Raw genomic sequence first — 25,742 nt, forward strand, 5'->3', positions numbered from 1 at the left:
GTTTTTATAAGTTTCCAATCGTATATTGGAGTTGGTAGTATTTTAGTTGTCGGTTAATTTTTACAGAAATAAGATTGGATTCAGCTTCCAGATAAGTATTATCGGCATCAATGAGCTCGGTGATCAGACTTAATTTATTGGCATATTTTGTCCTTACAATACGATAGTTTTCTTTAGCCTGATCAATAGCCTCTTCAGCTATTTTTACTTTCTGATCAGTTTCTTCAAACTTTTTGTAGGCTTCATATACACTGTGTCGGATCTTCTCATCATTCTCTTCAATCTGAAGTTTTGCCAGATCAATATTCTCTTTCGCTTCCTGCATCCTGTATTTATTTTTATACAGGTTTTCTATAGGGTAGGTGAGATTCACTCCAAGCATTCCCAAACGGTAGGCATAGGGTTCCGGAGGGAAAAACATCATATTCGGATATTTTAAGAAATATTCACCCCCTGCCGTAATTTTAGGTAAATAATTGGCTTTGGTGATCTTCCGGTCCAGTTCTTTCAGAGAAAGATTCTTGTGTGTAATGTCTACAGATTCATTTTTGTGTAAAGCGGTTTCAGTAAGTTCTTCAAGGTAAGGAATAGTCACCGTATCAGAGATCAGATCTTCTGTATCTGCATGCATTTCCTGGCTTTCCGGAAGAGAAAGAATGGTTTTCAGCTTATGTTCTGCAATCTGAACATCATTGTCAAGTTCTGTCCAGCTCATTTTGTGGTTGGATAGTTGTAAAGAAGTTCTCAGTACCTCATTCACCGTAACTACACCATTGGCCTTTAATGCTTTTACCTGTTTGATATTCACAGAATCTTCTTTCATTTTATCATTAATAAGGCTCTGCTGTTCTTTTAAATGATGGATCTGTAGAAAAGCAGTAATAATCTCCATGGTAAGCTGTCTTTCATCCAGATGAGTTCTCAAACCTGAAATTTCAGTGTCAATAGCTGCTTTCTTTTCCGTATTTTTTATTCTTCCTCCCATATATACCGGGATTGAAGCTGATAAGGTAAAATCATACATTCCGTTGATGACGTCATATTTTGTAGCTTCATTGAATACACCGTTTTGATGCTGAAAAAGATTGGTCACCTGATTATAGCTGGTATGAAACTCAATGTCCGGAAGTTTTTCCATTTTAAGATCTTTCTCTTTGGTAACAGACATTTCCTGTTTTAAATGGCTGATCAGAATGTTCTTGTTGTTTTTCAGACCAATGCCTACAGCCTGTTGCAAGCTGAGATGCTGATAATCGATCATTTGTGTATGTAAAAGGTTGCTTACCAATAATAAGCACAACGCGATGCATTGATATTTACATGCGTTAAATATCATATTCATAATTTATTTAAAGGATTTTTGCTAAAATGATTTTGATGCAGCAAAGTTACGATCACTAGCATATGACCCTATTTGTGAAAACAGAAAAAGATTTGCTCATTTACGCCAATTTGAAATTTCTTCTTATCTTTACCCTATGAATGATAGTCATTTTAAAGCAGTAGAAGAAGAAGATGCCGAATTTTATGTATATCATGTGCTTACGGGAAATGTGACTACAGATATTCATTACCACAGTTCTGCACAATTAATCTATGCAGAAGGAGGTATTGTACACGTTTTCACAGAACTGAAACACTGGTATCTTCCGGCAAGATGCTTTATGTGGATTCCGGCCGGAACACCCCATTATATTTTCTCTACCAGTCCGAAAGTAGATTTGTATAATTTCTATTTTAAAAAAGAGGCGGAGGAGAATGGCCGTTTTGATGAAATTAATATCTATTCGGTTAATAACTTACTCCGGGAAATGATTTTATATACAAAAGAATGGGATGGGAAAATCACAAAAAATGATGGCTCTCAGTATAATTTTCTTAAAGCTTTAAAGGGTGTTCTTTCCGAAACTATTGATAAAAAACTGGCATTTCCGGTTCAGCATCCCTTTCCAAAAGATGAAACACTGCTGAAAATTGCAAAGTACATTCATGCCAACCTTGAGAAGCCACTTAGCATTGAATCTACGGCTAAAGAATTCGGAATGAGTACAAGAACCCTGTCGAGGAAGTTTAAAGAGATTTTAGGGATGAATTACGTCCGTTTTTTAAGAGCTTTAAGGATTACCCGTTCCCTTGAACTTATGCTGGAAGGAAAATACAATATGTATGAAATAGCGATGATGGTGGGCTACAATAGCTTATCTTCTTTTAGCAATATTTTCAAAAAAATAATAGGGGTGCCTCCTACGGAATACCAACAGAAACTGAGAGGCGATAAGTAAACGGTTCCCAGAACAGGAAGGCTGGATATACTGCACAAAAAAACCACTTCAGATGAAGTGGTTTAGTATATGTAGAAATGGGCTTATTAAGCTTCTTCTTCAGTTTTAGGAGCTTCCTTCTTTGCAGGAGCCGGAGCTGCTGGAGCAGGAGGAGCGTCAGAAACGATATCGAATTCGAAATTGTATTCAACATTTCTGTGTAGTCTGATGTTAGCCGTAACTTTACCAGTTCTTTTAATAGTGTTTCCTGGGATTTTGATGTATTTCTTCTCTACAGAAACTCCAGCCTTAGCAAGAGCAGCAGAAAGATCTCCATTGTTGATAGATCCGAATAATTTGTCTCCAGAACCTACTTTTGCAGGAATAGTAATAGAAGTTTTCTTTAATTGCTCAACTACAGTGTTTGCAGTAGCGATTAATTTAGCTTCTTCTTCTTTTCTAGCTTCTAAAGTTGCTTCTAAAGTTGCTTTGTTTTTAGGTGTAGCTAAAAGTGCAAATCCTTGAGGGATTAAGAAGTTTCTAGCATAACCTGGCTTTACGTTTACTGTATCAAACTCAAGTCCTAAGTTTTCTACGTCTTTTTTTAGGATAATTTCCATTGTTGTTGTCCGTTTTTTAGTTTTAGAGAAAAGAACAAAGAAAAAAGAAAAAAGACAGGTGTCTTAAAAATTATTTCTTTCCTTTAATCTAAAAATCGTTAGAATTAATTATTTATTCAGCAACTTAAAAAAAGAGAAAATGACCGAAGTCTTTTCTCTTTCTTCTTGTTTCTTTTATATCTTACTTTAATAAGTCAGCTACGTATGGTAATAAAGATAAGTGTCTTGCTCTTTTAATAGCAGCAGAAACTTTTCTTTGGTATTTTAAAGAAGTACCAGTGTATCTTCTTGGTAAAATTTTACCTTGCTCGTTAACGAACTGTAATAAGAAATCAGCATCTTTGTAATCAACGTGCTTAATTCCGTATTTTTTGAATCTACAATATTTCTTTTCAGATTTTGTATTGATATCAAGCGGAGTAAGGAATTTTACTTCTGATTCTCCTCCAGCTGAGGCTTGTTTAGCCATTTCATCTATTGCCATGTCTTGTCGTTTTAAAAAATAGGGTTAATTAATTAAGCTTTAGCTGCTTTTACTTTAGTTCTTCTAGTTACAGCGTACTCAATAGCATGCTTATCAAGTTTTGTTGTAAGGTAACGGATTACTCTTTCGTCACGTTTGAATGCTAATTCTAAATCGCCAACGATAGTTCCTTCTCCTTTAAACTCGATTAAAGTGTAGAATCCGTTCTTTTTTAATTGGATCGGATAAGCTAATTTTTTTAATCCCCAGTTTTCTTTAGCAACGATTTCGCAGTTCTTTTCTTTTAAAAGATCTACATACTTGTTCACTGCTTCCTCTACCTGTGATTCAGATAGAACGGGAGTTAAAATGAAAACAGTTTCGTAATTGTTCATAATGTTAAATGAATTTGTTAATTATTTCGAGGTGCAAAATTAGAAAATATATTTATAATATACAAGAGTAGAGGTGAAATAATTGAGGGCTAAAAGTTGAGATAAGAGAGGAAAGGGGTGTAGGATTTAAGTCTAAACTAATCTTTTTCCCGGATTTCCGTTAAAAAATTAACCTTCAGTACATCATATAGCGAATGTCTGCTTACTAAAATAGAGGCAATAGAAGATACCATTCCGGCAAGCATAAGGTGGAAAATTAAGGAATGTCTGTCGGTCATTTCCAGAACGATAATTGCTGAAGTAAACGGAGCTCTGGTAATTCCTGTCAGAAAAGCAACCATGCCGGCGAGAATCACAACATTGGTTTCGTTGGGTGTTAGGTGGATAGCTCCTGAGATTACAGAACCTATGCTTGCTCCGGCACTGAGAGCCGGTGCAAAAATACCACCTGCACCTCCTGATGTAAAAGAGAGGGCAGGGCCAAGCATTCTTAAAATCGGGACATACCAGTCTTCATGTTTATCTTTGGTGAAAAGAACACGTTCCATAATCTCTTTTCCTGAACCCAGAATTTCCCTGTTAATAAAGTAAGCGATAGAGGCTATAATCAGGGCGCAAATAATAAGGAACAGCACCGTGGCTTTATCTGTTTTCAGTTTTTTCTTTTTCCAGCTATTGATTTTAAGCATAATAACGGAAAGCTGGCTTGCAAGAATACCTGCAGTTGCCGCTACAAGGACAATAGGGAACATAATGAGTAAAGAAACATCATGTGTTTTCGGATATCCCAAATAGAGATAAGATCCGGCTAATGTTTGTGCGGTAAGGCCGGCAATAATAACGGCTGTAAATAAAGCCGTTTTAAAATAATTGATATGGGTTTTTGAAAGTTCTTCTACTGCAAATACAATTCCACCCAACGGAGTGTTGAAAGCAGCAGCAAGTCCGGCAGCAGCTCCGGTCATAATCATATTTTTTTTGGAAATTTTCGGCCACCATTCAGGAAGGTATTCGTTTACTTTTCTGAAAACAGAACCTGCAATCTGAATTGTGGGACCTTCACGCCCTACGGCACCTCCTCCAATCACTAAAACGACAGAAGACAGGATTTTGAAAAAAATAATTTTAAGACTTAAAAGGCTTCTGATCTTTTTATGTTCCTTCGGATTGGCGAGTTCTACTGCTGCCATTACCTGTGGAATACCACTTCCTTTAGCATTAGGAGCGAATTCTTTTACCAGCCACCAGGAAAGTACGAATCCGGCAGGGGCTATAATGAAAATCATCCACGCCTGCCAGTTAAAGATAAAATTCATGAGGTTTTCACCCCATGCAAATATTTTGGCATACAATACAGCAAAAAAACCGGTAATAACAGATCCTATCCAGAAGGGAATGGCTTGAAGCAGATTATATTTTAGCTGCTCATTCCGAATATTGTCAAAAGATTTTTTAACGGATCTCCGTATAAAAGCAAGGATTTTCAGCATTTGTCTATTTTCTGGGATGAAATTACGGTAAAATTTTGAGATTTATATTTCCTCTAAAAATTTTGCGATAGATAGGGTATTATTTACACTTATTTTTTTTTGGAATCCCAATACTTAAAATAGTATTTTTAACTTCAAGTCTAAAATCCTTATCGGGAAATGATTGTATAATTTTCTTGCGTGTCGGGCTTAAAAATTTCATCGTTTTATAGAGATTGCTTCCCCAAACATAGAAATTTTTAAAATCCTTATTCTCTTTGAAAAGAAGGGTAGGGCTGTTGAAAATTCCTGCAATGCTGTCTGCTAATTTTTTTTTTATGAATGGAAATGAATTCAAAGTCTTCTTCCAGCTTTTTCAAGCCCCAAATTTCTAAAGTATCCTCTTTATCGGTAGAGCGGGCTCCCCGAAATGTTGTACCAATTCTATTGATGATAAAAAGATAAAAGGAGGTAGTATTGCTTTTGTTGGTGATATAATAGCAGATCTTAGGTGTTTTCAGAAGATCTGTTTTATCAGAGATGAATTGATGATAAGGTGAGTTTTCAATTTCTATCACCGAAATATTGTAAATTTCAAACAGGGTATCATACACCTTAAAAATCAGGGTTTCCTCTTCTTTAGAAAAGTCGAATAGTTTCGTAATCAATAATTTCCTGAAATCCAGCTCCATGGTTTGATACATTTGTCTTAAAGATAAAACTATTCTATAGCATAAGAAATTCTTAACATCGATTTTTTAGTAATAAAATTGAAAAAAATCTCACTCGTTACGGAGTGAGATTCTGATATTTTAGTTTTTGATAAACTTAGAGCTTAGCGCTCCAATTTTATAAAAGTAAATTCCTTTAGGCAAGTTTTCAACATCAACGGAAATAGTAGTGTCCGAAGATCCGAAATTTTTGGTTAGCATCCTGCTTCCGGTCATATCATAGATTTCTACTGTATTACTTCCGTTTTCCGGATTTGAAATATGGAGTATTTTACTTGTTGGGATAGGAAAGGCAGACAGTTTTGTTACATTCTGAATTTCCTTGGAAGACAATACTGATGTGGGTAAACCATAGACGTCGTATATCTGATTGTTGTTATTGTCCCAGGTTTCAATAATAATCTTATTGGTATTAGAGACAGAATCGTGGAATACATTATAATTTCCAAAAAAAAGTGACATTAGTATTGGGCAGGAAATCTTTTAGTATAGCCCCATTTTCATTAACCAGAAGTAGTTTTGTGTGAACACCGGCTGGAGATGTTGCAGAAGATGCTTTAGCTGATATCAAAAACTCCAGATTATCGTCAGTGTTGAAAATATGTCTGGATATAGCATACGGATATTGTTCGGAATCATACCAGATATCTAATGTGTATCCGGTTGGTAAAGCGAAATTCGCTGTTTTAATTAATACAAAATCTGAATTGTAGATTTTCAGACTGTTTCCACTTCCCTGAGTGATATAAACCATATTATTTCCTTTTGCAAATGCGAATGCTTTTTCTCCGGCTGTAAAGGAATGTTGTAATGTGATTTGTTGACCAAACATAAAGCTGGCAGCTACAAATGCCGCCGAAAACATCATTTTTTTCATGGTATAATTGTTTTTAGTTCTTCTCTTTTTCTTAGAGAATTATTATTTGTAAGGGAAATGGTGAGACTTACTCATTTTTTCAGAAAGGAATTTGCATCTTGAAAAAAAGTATTTAAACACCGATTAGTGTCTTAATTAAAATCTGGTGCAAAAATAGAATAATTTTTGAAAGAATTGATAGAATGTATCTATAAAAAACAAATGTCATTATAATACAAAACAGGCTTTCAAAAATGAAAGCCTGTTGTAGTTTATTTTAAGATCCGCTGAAGACGATGGCACTTCCTATGCCATAAATCAATAAGAGAACAAGGGTGAAAATTAAATTTACATTCCTCAGTTTAAGTTTTTCGCTGCCCTGAAGAATGACCATTTCAATAATGATGAAAAGCAGCCATACGGCATGAAATATCATCATAAGGAAAAGGTAACCCAGAACATCCCAGCCTTTGGCCTGGCTCATGGCAATTAAAAAAGCAACACTTCCAAAAATAAGTACTGCAAGACGTATCAAAATATGTTTTTTTACGTTTTGGCCAGTAGGTTGAATACTTTTTTCTTCGTCCTGTTTTATTTCAAAAAGTTCCCTGAGCTCACGATTCATTCCTTTTGTTTATTGTATAATTTAACGAAAAACTGTAGAATTCCCATAAAACAGATAAGATTTAAAACACCAAAAACGCGAAACAGCTCCATAGAGTAAAACTCAAAAAAACTGGAAATAAACTGAATAAGATCAATAAGAATAATGAGGCTTAGTGAAATTATTGCAATTAGAGTTGCATTTTTCATGTAATATCTGTTTAAGTGTTGGTTAGACTATTGTTTTCTGGTTAAATTTTAAAGGAAGTATCTTCTGCTTTTATATCTCCGTGTTCAGATCCCAGTTTTCAAGATAGTCATGTACATGTTTCAGCATCATTCCTCCTAAAGATCCGTCTACTACTCTGTGGTCATAAGAGTGAGACATGAACATTAAGTTTCTGATCGCAATCACATCTCCGTCTGCTGTTTCAAGAACCGCAGGTTTCTTAACGATAGCTCCAATTGCTAAAATAGCAACCTGAGGCTGGGGAATAATTGGAGTTCCCATAAGGTTTCCAAAGCTTCCTACATTAGAGATGGTATATGTAGCTCCTTGTGTATCTTCCGGTCTTAATTTTTTATTTCTTGCTCTGTAAGCCAGATCATTGATTGCTTTTGCAAGACCTGACAGTGATAACTGATCTGCATTTTTAATAACAGGAACAATAAGGTTTCCGTCAGGAAGGGCAGTAGCCATACCAATATTGATGTTTTTCTTTTTGATGATATTGTCTCCACTGATAGAAACGTTGATCATCGGGAAGTCTTGAATTGCTTTTACAATCGCTTTCACGAAAATAGGCATGAACGTCAGTTTTTCACCTTCACGTTTTTCGAAGATTGCTTTGTTTTTGTTTCTCCATTTTACAACGTTGGTAACGTCTGTTTCTATGAAAGAAGTAACGTGTGGAGCAATATGTTTTGCTTTCACCATATTTTCAGCGATGATCTTTCTCATTCTGTCCATTGGAATGATCTCATCACCTGCGCTTACCGGAACTGTAGCTGCCGGAGCAGATACTGCCGGTTTCGGAGCGGAAGCTGCCTGTACCGGAGCTGCTTGCTGAGCCGGCTGGTTTCCTCTGTTCGCTACATAGGCTAATATATCTTCTTTGGTAATTCTTCCTTCCAAACCGCTTCCTTTGATAGACTTCAGTTCAGTTTCAGAAATGTTTTCTTGTTGTGCAATTGATTTTACAAGTGGAGATAAATAAAGGTCTCCTGAGAATTCTACATTTGAAGCAGCTACAGTTTGTAATGGCTCTTCAATTGTTTTTAATGTTTCAGTGTCCGGAGTAGCAGCCGGAGTTTCCGTTTTTACTTCTTCTGATGAAGTGCCTTCTCCTTCGATTTCTAAAATAGCAATGGCTTCACCAACTTTGGCAACTTCATCTTTTTGCTTTAAAATTTTTACAATTTTCCCCGAAACTGGTGTCGGAACGTCTGAATCTACTTTATCTGTTGCAATTTCTACTACAGAGTCATCTTCTTTTACGTTATCACCTTCATTGAATAACCAAGTGATAATTGTCGCTTCCATAACCCCTTCTCCCATGGAAGGAAGCAATAATTTGTATTCTGCCATTTTTGATTTTTAGATTTTGACAAATATATAAAAAAAATCGGTTTTTTTATGAAATATATAATTTTAGGAGAATTCAATATAGATATTCTCGCCTACATTCAATCCAAACAGGCTTTTGGCCCCATTTTTCTTGCTCCCTTTATAGATGGTAAGTTCCAAAAGCTGACTGTCATTGAAGATCGCTGCGGATTGCCCATGGAATTCTGTCTCCCTTTCCCAATCGGAAACGACTTCCGTATGGCTTGAAAAAATTCTTGAAAGGGTGAGATTTCTGAATTTTATGGTAAAACTTGTATAGGCTTTGCCTGCACTTTCGAAGAAATCTTTGCTGATATTTGAAATTATATTTCCGAAATTATCAATATAGGTAACCTCCCCAATAATCATTCCCTCAGATTCATTAAGGACAGGTCTTGGGAACATCAGCTGCTTAGTGGTTTCTATTTTCCGTCCAATGACCTCCGGGAGTCCTCCGTTTGCAAGATGTACGGCTGCAGGAACAAAAATATCAGTAGAGGTGAAGTCTATGATATCATCAAAACGGTTATTCAGCGTAATCTCATAGATCGCTTCAGGTTTGATGTCAAAAAAGATAAGACTTAAAAGACCGTTGTCTGCTGCCAGAAAGTAAGAGCCATCTGCTTTGTAAAGAATATTTTTTCTTGATTTGTTGAAAAAACTGTCTACCGCAAGGATATGTATGGTTCCTTTTGGAAAGTATTTATAGGCATTTCTTACAATGTATGAAGTTTGTATAAGGTTGAATGCCTGGATATCGTGGGTTATATCAACAATATTAACCTCAGGGTTTAGAGACAGAATTTTGCCTTTCACAGCCGAAACTCTGTAATCTAAATTTCCGAAATCCGAAGTAAGGGTAATAATTGACATGAGCAATTTTAGAATAGTGAAGTATTGCAAAGTTATTTAAAATAAAAAGAATGCCCGAAAGATTGTTGAAAAGAATTTGATATAAATTTGAAAAAAAGCTTTAATTTTAAAATCTAAAATAAAAATACTGCATGTTTGAATTAACCTATGATTTGGAAGATACTGATTTGAAAATCTTCTATGGAGTTAGTAACCAATATTTCAACTTAATAAAATCAAGCTTCCCCACTCTTAAAATTACAGGAAGAGATCATTTTATCTTTGCGATGGGAAATCAGGAGGTTTTAGACATATTGAAGCAAAAACTGGATGATATCGTCAGTTTTATTTCTAAAAACAATTCGATACAGCTTAAAGATGTTGAAAATATTCTCAATATTAAAGACGAAAATGAGAAACAACTGATTTTTGATCAGGATATTATTGTAAAGGGAGTCAATGGAAAAATAATAAAAGCGAAAACCACCAATCTTAAAAAACTGGTTAAGGAAACAGAGAAAAAAGATATGGTTTTTGCAATTGGTCCTGCGGGAACCGGAAAAACATATACCAGTGTGGCACTAGCTGCAAGGGCTTTAAGAGATAAAGAGGTAAAAAGAATTGTTCTCACAAGACCTGCAGTAGAAGCAGGGGAGAGCCTTGGTTTTTTACCGGGAGATCTTAAAGAAAAACTGGATCCTTATTTACAGCCTTTATATGATGCGCTTCGCGATATGATCCCTCATGAAAAGCTTGAAGGTTACATGGAGAAAAAAATAATCGAGGTAGCACCCCTGGCTTTTATGAGAGGACGTACTCTGGATGAAGCTTTTGTTATCCTTGATGAAGCGCAAAATACCACGCATGCTCAGATGAAAATGTTTTTGACGAGAATGGGGATGAATGCTAAGTTTATCATTACCGGAGATCCAAGCCAGATTGACCTTCCAAAAAATCAGCAGTCCGGATTGAAAGAGGCAATGAGAATCTTAGGAGGAGTAAAAGAAATTGGGTTTGTGCATCTTACGGAAGAAGATGTGGTAAGACACCCTGTGGTAAGAAAAATTATCCTGGCATATAATGATGAGGAAAAAAGACTGAGAAATGACTAATTTCATGTAAAAAAGTTTCCATTAACCTTCTATTAACGTTTGTTTTATTCTTTAAAATTTGTTTAATAGAAAAAAATAATTAGTTTTGCAGACCTAAAATTAAAGACTAATTACAATGAAAAAACTTTTACTTATTGCAGCAGTAGCTGTCATGGGAGCAAATGTAAACGCTCAGGAAACAAAATTTGGAGCTAAAGCCGGATATTCTTTATCTACGTTGAAAATGAAGGCTGATGGCCAATCTGAGAGTTCAGATCCAATGCATACATTCTATGTAGGAGGTTTGGTTGAGCATAAATTCGGAGACAAATTCGGAATTCAGGGGGAAGTTTTATATTCGCCACTTGGAGGAAAAGTAGACGAAACAGGTGCATTTGAAGGAGATTTCGACGGAAATGTTCGTGTAAAAGCAAAAACGACTTTCGGTACTTTATTGATTCCTGTATCTGCTAAATATTTTATTACTGAAAATTTAGCTGTTTCTGCTGGTGCAAGTTTTGGTATTATCCTTACTGCTAAAGCAAAATATGAAGTAACAGGAGGAGCGGAGATTCCGGGAGAACTTGCTGCTGAATTTGGGTTAGGAGATAAAGTAGATATCAAAGATCAGGTAAATACTTTGAATATTGCTCCTTTCATCGGTGCGGAATATGCTTTGGAAAACGGATTGTTCTTTGATGCAAGATACAACTACGGTGTTTCTAACCTGGCAAAAGATTCAGGAGACGGAAAATTAACGAACAGCTTCCTGCAAGTAGGTATCGGTTTCAAATTCGGAGGAAACTAATTTTTTAAGATTTTAATCTATCAAGATATAAAGCAGAACAAATTTGTTCTGCTTTTTTTATTTTACATAATATCATTCTTAGTGGTTTAGCTTATCATAGAAATAATTAGTATTTTTGCACCATAATTCAAACGCTAGTCAAATAAATGAAAAAGCTATTATTAATTGGTGCTTTTGCACTTTTAGGAGGTGCTGCTCAAGCACAGGAAGGTTTTAAACTAGGTGGACATATTGGTGTTCCTGTATCTGATGCAAGTGATATTTCTTCATTTACATTAGGTGTAGACGCTGCGTATATGTGGAATATTACAAAAGGTCTTGACCTTGGAGTTACAACAGGATATTCTCATTTCTTTGGAAAAGACAATTTTGATGATTTCGGATTTATTCCGGTAGCAGTATCCGGTAAGTATAAATTTTCTGGTGCTCCTATCTTTGTAGGGTTAGACCTTGGATATGGTATTTCTACAAAAGATGGTATGGACGGAGGTTTCTATGCACAGCCAAAATTCGGATATCAAATGTCTAAAGGAGAGTTGTACTTAGGATACCAGTCAATCAGTAACAGTAGAAAAGTGGGATGGGGTTCTTATAGCTGGAATGTAGGAGCAGTAAACCTTGGATACAACTTCTTTTTGAAATAAGAAAGTTTAAAAACAGTATAGCAGACTCTGGCCAAAAGCCAGAGTTTCTTATTTCTCATCATCAAGTCTATTTCTTCAGATTAATAATGCTCCAGGATACAGCGATATATAGAATATTCTTAAAGTTCTATTAAACTTACTTTCTGAGGGTTATTGTGAATTTTTTAAATATAATTCTCAAAAGGAGAGTTGGACTTTTTCTAAAAATTCATAAACATTTGTTTAATTTTTAAGAGTTAATTAATTATATGTTAATATTTTACGTTATTAATTTTAACAAAAATTCTTACTGGGGTATTATTTTTGACAAAAATGACAAATCATAAAGAGCAAAGATATCGACCTCTAATTGAAGAATTGAAATTTTTTTATTCATAATATTGTGAAAAAATCAAAAAGGTTTGTTGACTACGATTTATGTTTACAAAAGATCAATATTTAACAATGATATTAATCACGTTAACAAATTTTAATATTCGTGGAGGCCACTGTAAATTTGCCCTCAGAAAGTATTAAAATTTTTTAAAATGAAAAAAATATTATTAGCGGGTGCTGTTGCACTTTTTGGTTTATCAAACGCTCAGATTGCTAAAGGAACTACATATTTATCAGGTCAAGTAGGTTATTCTCAAACTGAAAATAACAATACAGATAAAAAAGTTGAGAGCTACAAAGTTCTTCCAACTGTAGGATATTTCGTAGATACTAACTTAGCAGTAGGTTTAGGTTTAGGTTACAAAAATGATAACACAAAAACTGTTTCTACAATTGGTGCAACTACTGTAGATGCAAAAGAAACTGTTTCTGGATTTGTTGTAGCTCCATTTGTAAGAAAATACTGGACTGTTGGTGAGAAATTATATATCTTCGGTCAATTAGAAGTACCAATGGTATTTGGTCAAAATAAAGATGAAGCAACTTCTACAACTACTGTTGGAGGAACTACTGCTACTACATCTACTTCTACTAAAAACAACTTCACTTCTATCGGAGTTAACGTTAAGCCAGGTTTAGATTATTTCTTAAACAAAAACTGGTCTATCGAAGCTACTATCGGTGAATTCGGATACAATACTTCTAAAGTAGATGTTGACGGAGCTAAGAGAGTAAACGACTATAAATTCGGATTGAATTTATCTTCTGTAACTTTCGGAGTTAAGTATGTATTTGCAAAATAATAAACAAAGCATATAGCAATGAAGCCCTGAGAATTTCTTGGGGCTTTTTTACTATTTAAATTAAAATATAATAATCATGAAAAAACTATTATTGGCAGGAGCTGTCGCTCTTTTCAGTTTTTCTAATGCCCAAATTACTAAGGGAACAACTTATCTTTCCGGACAGGTAGAGTATCGTCACAATGAAAGCAATGAATTCAACAACCTGAGAAAGGATGATGTTTTTAAAATTCTTCCCACTGCAGGATACTTCATCGATACAAATTTGGCTGTAGGATTAGGAGTGGGGTATAAAAGTGCCGTTACAAAATATAAAGTTGGGGATGTTGGTGTAAGTAATATACTTGAAATTAAAGACACGGATAATGCATTTGTGGTAGCTCCGTTTATTAGAAAGTACTGGACTTTGTCTGAAAAGTTATACATCTTTGGCCAATTACAGGTGCCGTTGGAGTTTGGTCAGTCTAAAATAGAAGCAACCAGCTCTGGTAACGGAGGAGATCCTATTCTTTATTATTTTGGTTCCCAGAAAAATAATTATACTCATATCGGGGTTAATATCAAGCCTGGTCTAGATTATTTCCTTAACAAAAACTGGAGTATTGAAGCTACCCTGGGAGAATTTGGATATAATAGATATAAAGGAGACTATGAGGGAGCTGTCAGTAGGAATAGTTATAAATTCGGACTGGATTTATCTTCTGTGACTTTTGGAGTTAAATACGTGTTTGCAAAATAAAAAACAAAATAATATAAGTAAAGCGGGAAAAGTTTATTTTTGAGCTTTATTTCAAATAGAAATTAAATATAATAATCATGAAAAAAATTCTTTTAGTGTCAGCGCTTGCGCTTGTTGCAGGGTTGAATGCGCAGACAAAATTCGGGGTAAAAGCCGGTTATGCATTATCAAAACTAAACTCCAATGAAGATCCTGAATTTGAAGGGGTAAGTGGAAGTTTAAAATCTAAATCCGGATTTTATGTAGGCGCTTTAGTTGAACACAAATTCAACGATAAATTTGCTGTTCAGGGAGAAGTTGAGTATGCAAATTTAGGTGGAAAAGTCGAAGTAGGATTTCCTTCCAATATTAAAGTGACTGAAAAGCTTAATTTTAACAGGATTTTAATTCCTATATCAGCAAGATATTATGCAACACCTGAGTTGGGAATCTATGCAGGTCCGTATGTAAGCTTTAAGACAAATACTACAGCCAAAATAGAAGTAAGTGGAGCTATGGCAGATCCAAGAGCCATCAGAGAAGGAGAGGAGTTCCTTGAAAGAGCTTTTAATGATAATATGAAGTCTACGGATTTCGGTTTGTTCTTCGGAGCTGATTATAATGTTTATAAAGGATTATTTGTAGATGCCCGTTATAGTTTTGGACTTACTAATATGCTTAAAAATCCTGTTAATGATGAAAAGCTGAAGATGAATTTCTTCCAGATCGGATTAGGATATAAGTTTAAATAAACAGATCTAAATAAATAAAAACCTCTCAGAAGAAATTCTGAGAGGTTTTTTATGCATATTGTTGTTTGAATTATTTTCCAAGCATGCCACCCATTCCAGGCATATTAGGCATTTTGCTCATCATCTGCATCATTTGCTTTCCTTGAGGTCCTTGCATCATCTTCATCATTTTACCCATCTGATCGAATTGTTTCATCAGTTGATTCACATCTTCTATCTTTCTTCCTGCTCCTTTAGCAATTCTGCTCTTTCTTTGTGTATTAATGATAGAAGGTCTTCTTCTTTCGTCAGGAGTCATAGAGTAGATGATAGCCTCAATATGCTTGAATGCATCATCACTGATTTCTACATCTTTGATTGCTTTCCCAACTCCAGGAATCATTCCCATCAAATCCTTCATGTTACCCATCTTCTTGATCTGGTTGATTTGCTTAAGGAAGTCATCGAAACCAAACTCATTTTTAGCAATTTTTTTGTGAAGTTTCTTAGCTTCCTCTTCGTCAAACTGCTCCTGAGCTCTTTCTACTAAGGAAACAACGTCTCCCATTCCCAGAATTCTGTCTGCCATCCTTTCAGGGTAGAAAAGATCTAAAGCTTCCATTTTTTCTCCTGTAGAAATAAATTTGATTGGCTTCTCTACTACAGAACGGATCGTTAATGCAGCACCCCCTCTTGTATCACCATCTAATTTGGTAAGCACCACTCCGTCAAAATTTAAAGCATCGTTGAATGCTTTTGCTGTATTTACAGCATCCTGACCTGTCATAGAGTCTACTACGAAAAGTGTTTCCTGTGGCTTGATGAAATAATGTACAGACTTGATCTCGTTCATCATCTGCTCATCAATCGCTAAACGACCTGCAGTATCCACAATAACCACATCGTGGTTGTTGGCTTTTGCAAAATTGATTGCATTTTCAGCGATCGTAGACGGATTGGTAGAACCTTCTTCCGTATAAACAGGAACATTAATCTGCCCTCCTAATACTTTTAGCTGATCAATAGCAGCAGGACGGTAAACGTCACAAGCTACCAATAAAGGTTTTTTATTTCTTTTTGTCTGTAAATAATTAGCAAGCTTTCCTGAGAATGTAGTCTTACCAGATCCCTGAAGACCGGCAATAAGAATTACAGTAGGTTTTCCTGAAAGATTAATTCCTTCCTGAGAACCTCCCATAAGATCTACCAATTCATCATGAACAATTTTGGTCATCAACTGTCCCGGAGTAAGAGAAGTCAGTACATTTTCTCCTAATGCCTTATCCTGAACTCTCTTAGTAAGATCTTTTGCTACTTTATAGTTAACGTCAGCATCTACCAATGCTCTACGGATTTCCTTTACGGTCTCCGCTACATTGATTTCGGTAATTTTTCCACGTCCGGAAATATTATGTAATGCCTTGTCTAATTTATCCTGTAAACTATTAAACATATGTATTGTAAATTATAGGTTTGCAAAAATAAGGAATTTTTAGCATATCTAAAGAGTCTATACACGTAATATTATATATAGAGAAAAAATGATATATATCAAATCGTATTATAATACGATAGAAAAAGTCTATTTTTGTGATCAGCTAAAAAAACCTTGATATAGTAAGACAAGGTGAAAGTAAATTATAAAATGAAATCTAATCCTAATATTTTAATTGTCGTCCTGTTCTTTCTGACATTTCTAATTCATTTTTCTCTTTGGAAATTTGTTTTTCATCTGGACGAAATTATTATTGTAAAATTTTACCTTTTCCTGAGTGTTATGTTTATGATGATGGTAACACTTCTTATTTTAATTAATAGAGTAGCGCCGGAGTTTTTAGGATTATCGGTGATCGGATTGATCCTTTTAAAATTCGGTTTGATGTACTTAATCAGAAAAAAACTGAACTTTGAAGTCATCCCAGGCTATAAATTTCATTTTATAATCCCATATTTTGTCCTGACAACGCTGCTTACGTACTATGCGATCAAGCTAATTAATCATGATAAAAAACAGTAAAATTATTTATTGAAAATAGAAAAAATATCATATTTTTGCACAACGAAAAAAACCTATCAATGTTTAAGAAATTCGCAGTTTTATTCTACAGTATTTTTGTATTAAACTTAGTGTCTGCACAGCACGGTGAGGTTGCTGCTGGGGCGGCTCCTACCCAAGAGCTTTCAGAAAAAGACAAAGCAAGTAAAGAAAACAAAGAGTTCATCGATCATCACTTATTAGATGCACATGATTTTACATTGATGGTTGATAAAGATGGTCACCACATTGGTTTTCCTCTTCCGGTTATTTTCTATGACAACGGAATCCACGCTTTTATGAGCAACAGTAAAGAAGGTTTCATGCATGGTGAAACTACTGAGGTAGACGGTTCTTATTATAAACTGCACCACGAGAAAATTTTCAAAACGGATGCAGCGGGAACTTTAACACTTGGTGAAGATGGTTTCCCTACTAACGAAAGACCTTTGGATCTTTCTATTACGAAGAGTGTACTTATCCTTTTATTAGTATCAATCTGTATGCTGGTAGTATTTGCAGGAATGGCTAAGTCTTATAAGAAATCTGTAGTTCCTACCGGAGCAGCAAGATTCTTAGAGCCTTTAATCATCTTTGTAAGAGACGAAGTGGCTATTCCAAATATCGGACACAAGTATAAAAGATTTATGGGATACTTATTAACTGTATTCTTCTTTATTCTTTTCCTTAACGTTCTAGGATTGATGCCTTTTGGAATCAATGTTACAGGTAATATTACCATGACATTCTTCCTGGCTATCCTTACTTATCTGATCACAACATTCTCTGCAAATAAAGATTATTGGAAACATATCTTCTGGATGCCAGGAGTACCGGTACCAATGAAATTAATTATGCTTCCTATTGAATTGTTAGGAACTATTACTAAACCATTTGCATTGATGATCCGACTTTTTGCAAACATGACTGCAGGTCACATTGTAGTAATGAGTTTGATCGGACTGATCTATGTGTTTAAGAATTTTGCAGCAGGTGTTGCATTCCCATTCTTAACATTAGTGATCTATTTACTAGAAGTATTAGTAGCATTCCTACAAGCTTATATCTTTACGATGTTATCCGCTTTATTTATCGGAATGGCTGTGCAAGAGCACGAGCATGAGCACGAACACCACGCAGCTCACTAATTGAAAATTAAAATTATAGTTAAACAAATTTTTTAAAATTATATATTATGGAAATCCCTAAAATTGTAGGTGCTGGTATCGTAGTACTAGGTGTAGGTATCGGTCTTGGTAAAATCGGAGCTGCTGCTCTTGAAGCTATCGCTAGACAACCTGAGCAATCTGGAAAAATCCAAACAGCTATGCTTATCGCAGCTGCACTTGTAGAAGGTGTTGCGTTTGCTGCTCTATTCGCAGTAAACTAATTAAAATCAAACCATTATCTGTAACGGTTGGTTACAGGTAATGGTTCTTTAAAAAAGTAATAATTATTTATACATTTATATAATGGAATTAATTCATCAGTTTTCATCAGGATTATTTATTATCCAGTCTGTTATTTTTCTAGCATTATTATTTCTGTTAGGTAAATTCGCTTGGAAGCCTATTTTAAAGTCTATCAATGACAGAGAAACTTCTATTGTTGACGCTCTTAATCAAGCTAAATTAGCTAGAAAAGAAATGGAGACCTTAAAAGAAGACAACGAAAGAATCATTCGTGAAGCTAAGATCGAAAGAGATGCTATCCTTAAAGAAGCTAGAGAAATTAAGGACAGAATCGTGGGAGAAGCTAAAGATGCTGCAAAATCTGAAGGAGATAAATTAATCGAAGCTGCTAAGCAGACTATCAACGCTGAGAAAAATGCAGCTATGGCAGATATCAAAACTCAAATTGGTACTTTATCTGTAAACATTGCCGAGTCTATCTTGAAACAAAAATTAGACAACAGCGAAGCTCAAAACGAATTAGTTCAAAATTATTTAAACAAATCTAACCTTAACTAATAATGCTTACATCTAAAGTAGCTAAAAGATACGCACAAGGTTTGCTTGATTTTACAAATGAATCAGGCCAAACGGCTACTGTATTTTCTGAAATGAAAGATGTAGTGAAGATCATGATTGAATCTCAGGATTTAAACAAATTCTTCCTTACCCCTTACATTGATGCAAAAAAGAAAATAGAGGTAGCAGACCAGATTTTTAAAAATTTTTCAGTTTCTTCACTGAACCTGATCAGACTAGTGATCAAGCACGGACGTGAGAACCAACTGAAAAATATCGCTCAGGAGTTCATCAATAAAGTAGAAGATATCAACGGAGTACAGAGAATCACTCTTACTACAGCGACACAGCTTTCTAAAGAGAACCTTGATCAGATTTTAAGATCTACCAACCTGGTAAAAGCAGATTCAAATTTTGATATCAGCTTACATGTAAAACCTGAAATTCTTGGGGGATATATTCTAAGAGTAGGTGACCAGCAGGTAGATGCGTCTGTAAAGACTAAACTGAACCAAGTTAAAAAAGATTTTCAATTAAATTAAGAAAAACAACCATACAATGGCAGAAATAAATCCGGCAGAAGTATCTGCGATCTTAAAACAGCAATTGGCCAACTTCGATACTCAATCAAATGTTGAGGAAGTAGGTACAGTTTTAACCATCGGTGATGGTATTGCTCGTGTATACGGGTTAGAAAACGTACAATACGGAGAGTTGGTGAAATTTTCTAGTGATGTAGAAGGTATTGTACTTAACCTTGAAGAAGACAACGTAGGTGTTGCTTTACTAGGTGAAAGTAAATTAGTAAAAGAAGGTGATACAGTAAGAAGAACAAACAGAATCTCTTCTATCAAAGTAGGAGAAGGAATGTTAGGTAGAGTAGTAGATACTCTTGGTAACCCTATCGATGGTAAAGGTCCTATTTCTGGAGAGTTATACGAAATGCCATTAGAAAGAAAAGCTCCTGGAGTTATCTTCAGACAGCCGGTAACTGAACCTTTACAGTCTGGTATTGTGGCTATCGACTCTATGATCCCTGTAGGAAGAGGACAAAGAGAGCTTATTATTGGTGACAGACAGACAGGTAAAACTACTGTTGCAATCGATACGATCATCAACCAAAAAGAATTTTTTGAAGCTGGTAATCCAGTATATTGTATATATGTTGCTATCGGACAGAAAGCATCTACAGTAGCACAAATTGTTAAAACTCTTGCTGATAAAGGAGCTTTAGCTTATACTGTGGTAGTTGCTGCTAACGCATCAGATCCAGTTCCTATGCAGGTATATTCTGCAATGGCAGGTGCTGCTATCGGTGAATTCTTCAGAGACACAGGTAGACCGGCATTGATCGTTTATGATGATTTATCTAAACAAGCTGTTGCTTACCGTGAGCTTTCTCTACTTTTAAGAAGACCACCGGGCCGTGAAGCTTACCCTGGAGACGTTTTCTATCTTCACTCAAGACTATTGGAAAGAGCGGCAAAAGTAATTGCTGATGACAACATCGCTAAGCAAATGAACGACTTGCCAGAATCTCTTAGACCAATCGTGAAAGGAGGAGGTTCATTAACTGCCCTTCCAATCATTGAAACTCAAGCTGGTGACGTTTCTGCATATATCCCTACCAACGTAATTTCTATTACTGACGGACAGATCTTCTTGGAGTCTGATCTATTCAACTCTGGGGTTCGTCCTGCGATCAACGTAGGTATCTCTGTATCGAGAGTAGGAGGTAATGCTCAGATCAAATCAATGAAAAAAGTTTCTGGTACATTGAAGTTAGACCAGGCTCAATATAAAGAATTAGAAGCGTTTGCTAAATTCGGTTCTGACCTTGATGCTTCTACTTTAGCAGTTATCTCTAAAGGAGAAAGAAACGTTGAGATCCTTAAGCAGCCGGTAAATTCTCCACTTCCTGTAGATAGCCAAGTTGCTATGATCTATGCAGGAACTGAGAACTTATTAAGAAACGTTCCTATCAGAAAAGTAAAAGAATTCCAAATTGAATATATCGAATTCCTAAGATCTAAGCACCCAGATACAATGGCTGCAATTAAGGCTGGAAAAATCGATAACGATATTACAAACGTTCTTAAGCAGGCAGCTAACGATTTAGCTTCTAAATATAACTAAAATTAGTTGATGGTTGTTGGTTGATAGTTTACAGAATTCTCTAAAACTATCAACCGACAACTGACAACCAACAACTAACTCAAATTAATGGCAAACTTAAAAGAAATACGAGGCAGAATTACGTCAATTTCATCTACGATGCAAATTACCCGTGCTATGAAAATGGTTTCCGCAGCGAAACTTAAAAAAGCTCAGGATGCAATCGTTATGTTAAGACCATATTCTGAAAAATTACAGGAACTTATCCAGAATGTAAATTCTAGCTCTGATCCTGACCAGGTTTCTGTATATGCTCAGAAAAGAGAGGTTAAAAGAATACTTTTCATCGCTGTTACTTCAAACAGAGGTCTTGCGGGAGCTTTTAATTCTTCTATTGTTAAGGAGCTTAACCTTCAGTTTCAGAACAATTCTCAGTATGAGATTGAAGTTCTTCCTGTAGGTAAAAAAGCATACGATGCTGTAAGAAGAAACCGTTCAGTATATACTAATGCAAGTTCTGTTTATGATAATCTGAACTTTGATGTGGTTGCTAATGTTACTGAAGGAGTAATGAGCAGTTTCAGAGAAGGGAAATTTGACGAAGTTTATGTTATTTACAACAAATTCGTTAATGCCGCTACTCAGGAAGTGACTACAGAAAAGGTTCTTCCTATCTCAATGCCTGAAAGTACAGAAGGAGAGGTAGAAACAGATTATATCTTTGAACCTAACAGAGCTGAAATTCTTGATAATTTGATTCCAAAGTCTATTAAAACTCAGATTTTTAAAGCTATCTTGGATTCAGTAGCCTCAGAACACGGAGCGAGAATGACAGCAATGCACAAAGCTACAGATAATGCCGAAGCTTTGAGAAATGATCTTAAGATCTTCTACAACAAAGCAAGACAGGCTGCAATTACAAACGAAATCCTAGAGATCGTTTCAGGAGCAGAAGCTTTGAAAAATTCATAAAGAATTATTTTAACATAATATTAAAAGCATCGATATCTTCGATGCTTTTTCTGTTATTTGTATATATTCGTAAGAATAAAATAATACACAAATATGAATAACCCTACATTGGTTTCTACTCAGTACGGTCAGGTACAAGGTATGGTAGAAAAAGGTGTTGCTGTATGGAAAGGAATACCCTATGCCCAGGCACCTGTTAATGAATTAAGATTTAAAGCCCCACAACCACTACAAAGCTGGAGCGGAATAAAAAAAACAACCGAATTTAGTGCCATTGCCCCACAAATCAGCCCAGAAGCCCTCACCGAACAAACCAGTGAAGACTGCCTTTTTCTCAATATTTGGTCACCTGCTGCTGACAACAGCAAACGACCAGTGCTTTTTTGGATACATGGAGGTGCATTTATAACAGGTTCAGGCTCTACACCTGCTTATAATGGAGCTAGTTTTGCTAATACAGGGAATGTGGTGGTGGTAACCATTAATTATAGATTAGGTCCTTTTGGCTTTTTGTATACCAAAGATTTAACAGATAGTGATCTTTTTGACACTAACAATGGTCTTCGGGATCAGATGGCAGCACTTCAGTGGGTAAAAGAAAACATTGCTGCTTTTGGCGGAGATCCTGACAATATTACTATTTTTGGAGAATCAGCCGGAGGAGCCAGTGTTGTTAATCAATTGGGTTCGCCTTTATCAAAAGGATTATTTCATAAGGCTATTGCTCAAAGTCCTTGCTCGTTTTGTATTTATACAGATACTAAAACAGCGACCCAGGGGACAATCCGTTTTTTAGAAATCTTAGCACTTAGTCTATCAGAAATCACTCAATTGATTGATATACCAGTCGATATCTTGTTAAAAGCATCTGAACAGCTAGTAGAAGAGATGACAGAGCTTGTTCCCGGCAATATTGCATTTCAGCCTATTGTGGGTGATGATGTATTACCTCTTCGTCCAGAACAGGCCGTAGTGAAAGGCTCAGGAAGCCAGGTACCTTTAATCGTTGGTTCAAATGAGGATGAAGGGACTATGTTTGCTTTGTTGCCTGTCCCTAAAATTATGCCGATTAATGATACTCTTATAAACACTTACTTAGAGCAGAACTATCCCAATACATCTTCTGAAATTAAAGAAGCTTATAAGGAAGTCCCTGCAGAATTAAGGCCAATTAAAATGGGTGGGGATGCAACCATCTGGCTGCCTGCCGTTACCATTGCAACTGCAATGCCGAACAGCAGTCCTGTTTATATGTATCGTTTTAGATGGACAAGTGACTATTTAAAAGGATCAGGCCTTTGCAGTTTTCATTCTTTAGAAATTCCGTTTGTATTTGGCAATCTTCAATCAAGCGATGTGGTAGAAACGTTGAAAGGAGCCGATGAGAAGGAAACACAAGCTCTTTCACAGAAGATGCAACAAGCCTGGATTAACTTTGCTCACACAGGCAATCCAAGTAACAATGAAATAAATGATTGGACTGCTTATAATACCAGGACACGAACCTCCATGGTCTTTGATAAAGAAATTAGGCTGGAAAACGATATAGAAGCTACAGTGAGAAAAGCTTGGGAGAACAATGAAATGAAAAATCTATAAAGAATTATTTTGAAATACATCAAAAGCATCGATAATGTCGATGCTTTTCTATTGAGAAAAGTTTTAAAACTGATATTTAGTATATTAAAATCCTTTGTAATGCTGAAATTGAAGAATGAGTCCGGGTATTTTTTTATTATAAAATTGACGTGTTTTAAAGCTTCAAATTTACTCTCTAAAAAATCATCGATCGAAATAATGCATGTCGAATTCAGGTTATTTATATTTTGCCTATCTTTGTACCAATTAAATTTATACAACTTCTAAATGGACTCGGACATAGTCAGGCTTTTGCTGGCCTTATTTCTTGTATTACTAAATGGCTTTTTCGTAGCCGCAGAATTTTCAATTGTTAAAGTTCGTTACTCACAAATCCAAATAAAAGCCGCAGAAGGTAATTCTATGGCCAAGCAGGCAGAGCATATCATCAAACATCTGGATGAATATCTTTCTGCTACACAATTAGGTATTACATTGGCATCCCTGGCTTTAGGATGGGTAGGGGAAAGCGCGCTACATCATGTGGTTGAAAGTATCTTCCACTCTTTAAATGTAGATTTGACCCAAACAACAATTACCACAATTTCAGTGGTGACCAGTTTTGTATTAATTACCATTATGCATATTGTTTTCGGTGAGCTTATACCAAAATCAATTGCAATCAGAAAATCAGAAGCTACAACAATGGCAACAGCTGTTCCATTGAGGGTTTTTTATACGGTTTTTAAACCGTTTATCTGGTTGATGAACTTAATGTCAAATACATTCCTAAGACTCGTTAAAATTCACCCTGCTTCAGAACAGGAAATTCACTCTACAGAAGAGCTTCAGCTTTTGGTAAAACAAAGTGCAGATAGTGGAGAGATTGAAGAAGAAAACTATGAGATCATTAAAAATGCATTTGATTTTACAGATCATTCTGCCAAGCAGATCATGGTTCCAAGACAGAATATCACCTCCATTGATTTTGAAGAAGATATTAATGAAATGATCAATAAGATCATGGATAGCGGTTATTCTCGTATCCCTGTATATGTAGATTCCATTGATAATGTGATCGGAATTTTCTATACCAAGGAAATTATCAGAGAATTTGTTAAAAGAAAAGGAGATCTTGATCATGATGACCTTAGAGATCTGATGCGTGATGCATTTTTCGTAGTGGAAAGTAAAAAAGTTTCAGATCTATTGAAGATTTTCCAGCAGAAAAAACAGCACCTTGCTATTGTTATCGATGAATTCGGAGGAACAGAAGGGATTATTACGCTTGAAGATATTCTGGAAGAGCTGGTAGGTGAAATTCAGGATGAGGAAGATGACGAAGAAAAAATTGTTGATAAAATAGCAGATAATACCTATTGGGTGCAGGCTACACAGCCTTTGGATGAAATCAATGAATTCCTTCCTAAAAAGCTGCCTCTTTCTGAGGAAAGCGAGTATAATTCATTAGCAGGATTTATCCTTAATGCATTGGCAGAGATTCCTGAAGAGAATCAGGAGTTTGACCTTGAGAATTACCATTTCAAAATTTTGAAAATGAACAATAAGAGCGTAGAGCTTGTGGAATTGGTATATCAGGAACCTAATGCTATAGATAATTTAGCAGATAAAATCGGAGAAGTTTAAAAAACAGCTTACAAATGAATTTTTATAATAGCATAAAAGACTATGAAAATCCAAAACGTCAATATGAAGAAGAAGTTCTCGTTTTGGATGATACGGATGATGTCTATAAACTGGTGCTGCATAATGATGATATTCATACATTTGATTATGTGATAGACAGTCTTATTGAAGTATGCAAGCATACCCTGGAGCAGGCAGAGCAATGCACGATGCTTGTTCATTACAAGGGCAAATGCACCGTAAAAACAGGCTCAATGGATGTTTTGAAGCCTATGCATGAAAAATTAATTTCAAGAGAATTAACAAGCGAAATAGTATAATAAAAAACCGGTAATGAATTTACCGGTTTTTTTATTAAATCCGGAGATGAAACCCGAGTAATAAGCTTTGCATGACAAG

At 35.5% G+C, this 25,742-nt stretch carries 29 protein-coding genes; 17 read left to right on the top strand and 12 right to left on the bottom strand.

Translation table 11 applies throughout. The annotated features are described in order from the left end of the window. Positions 1-4: 4 nt before the first annotated feature. Entirely contained in the window at positions 5-1,342 is a 1,338-nt protein-coding gene (locus B8967_RS00575; RefSeq protein WP_228405959.1) for a TolC family protein, read from the bottom strand. A 136-nt stretch (positions 1,343-1,478) separates the two neighbouring features. Here B8967_RS00575 and B8967_RS00580 point away from each other — a divergent pair, with 136 nt between their 5' ends. Next, positions 1,479-2,282, top strand: coding sequence for a helix-turn-helix domain-containing protein (locus tag B8967_RS00580; RefSeq protein ID WP_047490965.1), 804 nt, complete (start codon positions 1,479-1,481; stop codon positions 2,280-2,282). 86 nt (positions 2,283-2,368) lie between these two features. Here B8967_RS00580 and rplI read toward each other — a convergent pair whose 3' ends face one another. From rplI to B8967_RS00635, 10 genes are all read right to left on the bottom strand, one after another. Then, the gene (gene rplI / locus B8967_RS00585) at positions 2,369-2,881 is read right to left on the bottom strand and encodes a 50S ribosomal protein L9 (RefSeq protein ID WP_047490961.1); all 513 of its coding nucleotides are present in this window, start codon (positions 2,879-2,881) and stop codon (positions 2,369-2,371) included. A gap of 181 nt (positions 2,882-3,062) precedes the next feature. After that, a complete protein-coding gene (rpsR, locus tag B8967_RS00590; RefSeq protein ID WP_034706728.1) occupies positions 3,063-3,365 on the bottom strand; it encodes a 30S ribosomal protein S18 in 303 nt (100 codons plus the stop codon). 32 nt (positions 3,366-3,397) lie between these two features. Next, positions 3,398-3,739 (bottom strand): 30S ribosomal protein S6, encoded by a 342-nt coding sequence (gene rpsF, locus B8967_RS00595; RefSeq protein ID WP_047490958.1) that lies wholly within the window; start codon positions 3,737-3,739, stop codon positions 3,398-3,400. Between the two features lie 137 nt (positions 3,740-3,876). Beyond that, the gene (locus tag B8967_RS00600) at positions 3,877-5,229 is read right to left on the bottom strand and encodes a chloride channel protein (protein WP_084083878.1); all 1,353 of its coding nucleotides are present in this window, start codon (positions 5,227-5,229) and stop codon (positions 3,877-3,879) included. A 248-nt stretch (positions 5,230-5,477) separates the two neighbouring features. Continuing rightward, positions 5,478-5,912 (bottom strand): hypothetical protein, encoded by a 435-nt coding sequence (locus tag B8967_RS00605; protein WP_143330437.1) that lies wholly within the window; start codon positions 5,910-5,912, stop codon positions 5,478-5,480. 108 nt (positions 5,913-6,020) lie between these two features. Beyond that, positions 6,021-6,401, bottom strand: coding sequence for a T9SS type A sorting domain-containing protein (locus tag B8967_RS00610; protein WP_084083881.1), 381 nt, complete (start codon positions 6,399-6,401; stop codon positions 6,021-6,023). Next, positions 6,376-6,816 carry a hypothetical protein gene (locus tag B8967_RS00615; protein WP_084083882.1) on the bottom strand — a complete coding sequence of 147 codons (441 nt, stop codon included), beginning with the start codon at positions 6,814-6,816 and terminating at the stop codon, positions 6,376-6,378. Before B8967_RS00615 ends, B8967_RS00610 begins: the two co-directional genes overlap by 26 nt. Before the next feature lie 256 nt (positions 6,817-7,072). After that, a complete protein-coding gene (locus B8967_RS00620; RefSeq protein WP_084083884.1) occupies positions 7,073-7,420 on the bottom strand; it encodes a hypothetical protein in 348 nt (115 codons plus the stop codon). Between the two features lie 258 nt (positions 7,421-7,678). Further along, the gene (locus B8967_RS00630) at positions 7,679-8,986 is read right to left on the bottom strand and encodes a dihydrolipoamide acetyltransferase family protein (protein ID WP_047490944.1); all 1,308 of its coding nucleotides are present in this window, start codon (positions 8,984-8,986) and stop codon (positions 7,679-7,681) included. Positions 8,987-9,049: 63 nt separating this feature from the next. After that, entirely contained in the window at positions 9,050-9,877 is an 828-nt protein-coding gene (locus B8967_RS00635; protein ID WP_047490941.1) for an SAM hydrolase/SAM-dependent halogenase family protein, read from the bottom strand. Positions 9,878-10,008: 131 nt separating this feature from the next. Between B8967_RS00635 and B8967_RS00640 the strand changes: the two genes are divergently transcribed. The 6 genes from B8967_RS00640 (at position 10,009) to B8967_RS00665 (ending at position 15,047) form a co-directional block, all read left to right on the top strand. Beyond that, positions 10,009-10,968 (top strand): PhoH family protein, encoded by a 960-nt coding sequence (locus B8967_RS00640; RefSeq protein WP_047490938.1) that lies wholly within the window; start codon positions 10,009-10,011, stop codon positions 10,966-10,968. 115 nt (positions 10,969-11,083) lie between these two features. Next, a complete protein-coding gene (locus B8967_RS00645; protein ID WP_047490935.1) occupies positions 11,084-11,755 on the top strand; it encodes a porin family protein in 672 nt (223 codons plus the stop codon). A gap of 146 nt (positions 11,756-11,901) precedes the next feature. Then, on the top strand, positions 11,902-12,399 hold the full coding sequence (locus tag B8967_RS00650; protein ID WP_047490934.1) for a hypothetical protein: 498 nt from the start codon (positions 11,902-11,904) through the stop codon (positions 12,397-12,399). A 527-nt stretch (positions 12,400-12,926) separates the two neighbouring features. Continuing rightward, on the top strand, positions 12,927-13,577 hold the full coding sequence (locus tag B8967_RS00655) for an outer membrane beta-barrel protein (RefSeq protein WP_047490931.1): 651 nt from the start codon (positions 12,927-12,929) through the stop codon (positions 13,575-13,577). A 76-nt stretch (positions 13,578-13,653) separates the two neighbouring features. After that, positions 13,654-14,316: an outer membrane beta-barrel protein gene (locus B8967_RS00660; protein ID WP_047490928.1), complete on the top strand. Its 663-nt coding sequence runs from the start codon at positions 13,654-13,656 to the stop codon at positions 14,314-14,316. A gap of 77 nt (positions 14,317-14,393) precedes the next feature. After that, positions 14,394-15,047: a porin family protein gene (locus B8967_RS00665; protein WP_052188668.1), complete on the top strand. Its 654-nt coding sequence runs from the start codon at positions 14,394-14,396 to the stop codon at positions 15,045-15,047. Between the two features lie 70 nt (positions 15,048-15,117). On the opposite strand, the gene ffh is transcribed toward B8967_RS00665, so the two are convergent. Further along, positions 15,118-16,479: a signal recognition particle protein gene (ffh, locus tag B8967_RS00670; protein ID WP_047490925.1), complete on the bottom strand. Its 1,362-nt coding sequence runs from the start codon at positions 16,477-16,479 to the stop codon at positions 15,118-15,120. A 192-nt stretch (positions 16,480-16,671) separates the two neighbouring features. Between ffh and B8967_RS00675 the strand changes: the two genes are divergently transcribed. The 10 genes from B8967_RS00675 (at position 16,672) to B8967_RS00720 (ending at position 25,663) form a co-directional block, all read left to right on the top strand. Then, on the top strand, positions 16,672-17,043 hold the full coding sequence (locus B8967_RS00675; protein ID WP_115918811.1) for a hypothetical protein: 372 nt from the start codon (positions 16,672-16,674) through the stop codon (positions 17,041-17,043). Between the two features lie 59 nt (positions 17,044-17,102). Further along, entirely contained in the window at positions 17,103-18,209 is a 1,107-nt protein-coding gene (atpB, locus tag B8967_RS00680) for a F0F1 ATP synthase subunit A (RefSeq protein WP_084083886.1), read from the top strand. A 47-nt stretch (positions 18,210-18,256) separates the two neighbouring features. After that, positions 18,257-18,451, top strand: a complete 195-nt coding sequence (gene atpE, locus B8967_RS00685) for an ATP synthase F0 subunit C (protein WP_002979108.1) — start codon at positions 18,257-18,259, stop codon at positions 18,449-18,451. A gap of 82 nt (positions 18,452-18,533) precedes the next feature. Further along, positions 18,534-19,031 (top strand): F0F1 ATP synthase subunit B, encoded by a 498-nt coding sequence (locus B8967_RS00690; RefSeq protein WP_047490916.1) that lies wholly within the window; start codon positions 18,534-18,536, stop codon positions 19,029-19,031. 2 nt (positions 19,032-19,033) lie between these two features. Continuing rightward, positions 19,034-19,573, top strand: a complete 540-nt coding sequence (gene atpH / locus B8967_RS00695) for an ATP synthase F1 subunit delta (protein WP_084083888.1) — start codon at positions 19,034-19,036, stop codon at positions 19,571-19,573. Between the two features lie 16 nt (positions 19,574-19,589). After that, positions 19,590-21,167 (top strand): F0F1 ATP synthase subunit alpha, encoded by a 1,578-nt coding sequence (atpA, locus tag B8967_RS00700; RefSeq protein WP_047490910.1) that lies wholly within the window; start codon positions 19,590-19,592, stop codon positions 21,165-21,167. A gap of 87 nt (positions 21,168-21,254) precedes the next feature. Beyond that, positions 21,255-22,118 (top strand): ATP synthase F1 subunit gamma, encoded by an 864-nt coding sequence (atpG, locus tag B8967_RS00705; RefSeq protein ID WP_047490908.1) that lies wholly within the window; start codon positions 21,255-21,257, stop codon positions 22,116-22,118. Positions 22,119-22,211: 93 nt separating this feature from the next. After that, positions 22,212-23,717 carry a carboxylesterase/lipase family protein gene (locus B8967_RS00710; RefSeq protein ID WP_084083889.1) on the top strand — a complete coding sequence of 502 codons (1,506 nt, stop codon included), beginning with the start codon at positions 22,212-22,214 and terminating at the stop codon, positions 23,715-23,717. 267 nt (positions 23,718-23,984) lie between these two features. Beyond that, positions 23,985-25,343 carry a hemolysin family protein gene (locus B8967_RS00715; RefSeq protein WP_084083891.1) on the top strand — a complete coding sequence of 453 codons (1,359 nt, stop codon included), beginning with the start codon at positions 23,985-23,987 and terminating at the stop codon, positions 25,341-25,343. A 14-nt stretch (positions 25,344-25,357) separates the two neighbouring features. Beyond that, complete coding sequence (locus B8967_RS00720) at positions 25,358-25,663, top strand: ATP-dependent Clp protease adaptor ClpS (RefSeq protein WP_084083893.1); 306 nt, start codon at positions 25,358-25,360, stop codon at positions 25,661-25,663. The last annotated feature ends 79 nt before the right edge of the window (positions 25,664-25,742 follow it).

It is taken from the genome of Chryseobacterium sp. YR221 (assembly GCF_900176315.1).
Classification (GTDB): domain Bacteria; phylum Bacteroidota; class Bacteroidia; order Flavobacteriales; family Weeksellaceae; genus Chryseobacterium; species Chryseobacterium rhizosphaerae.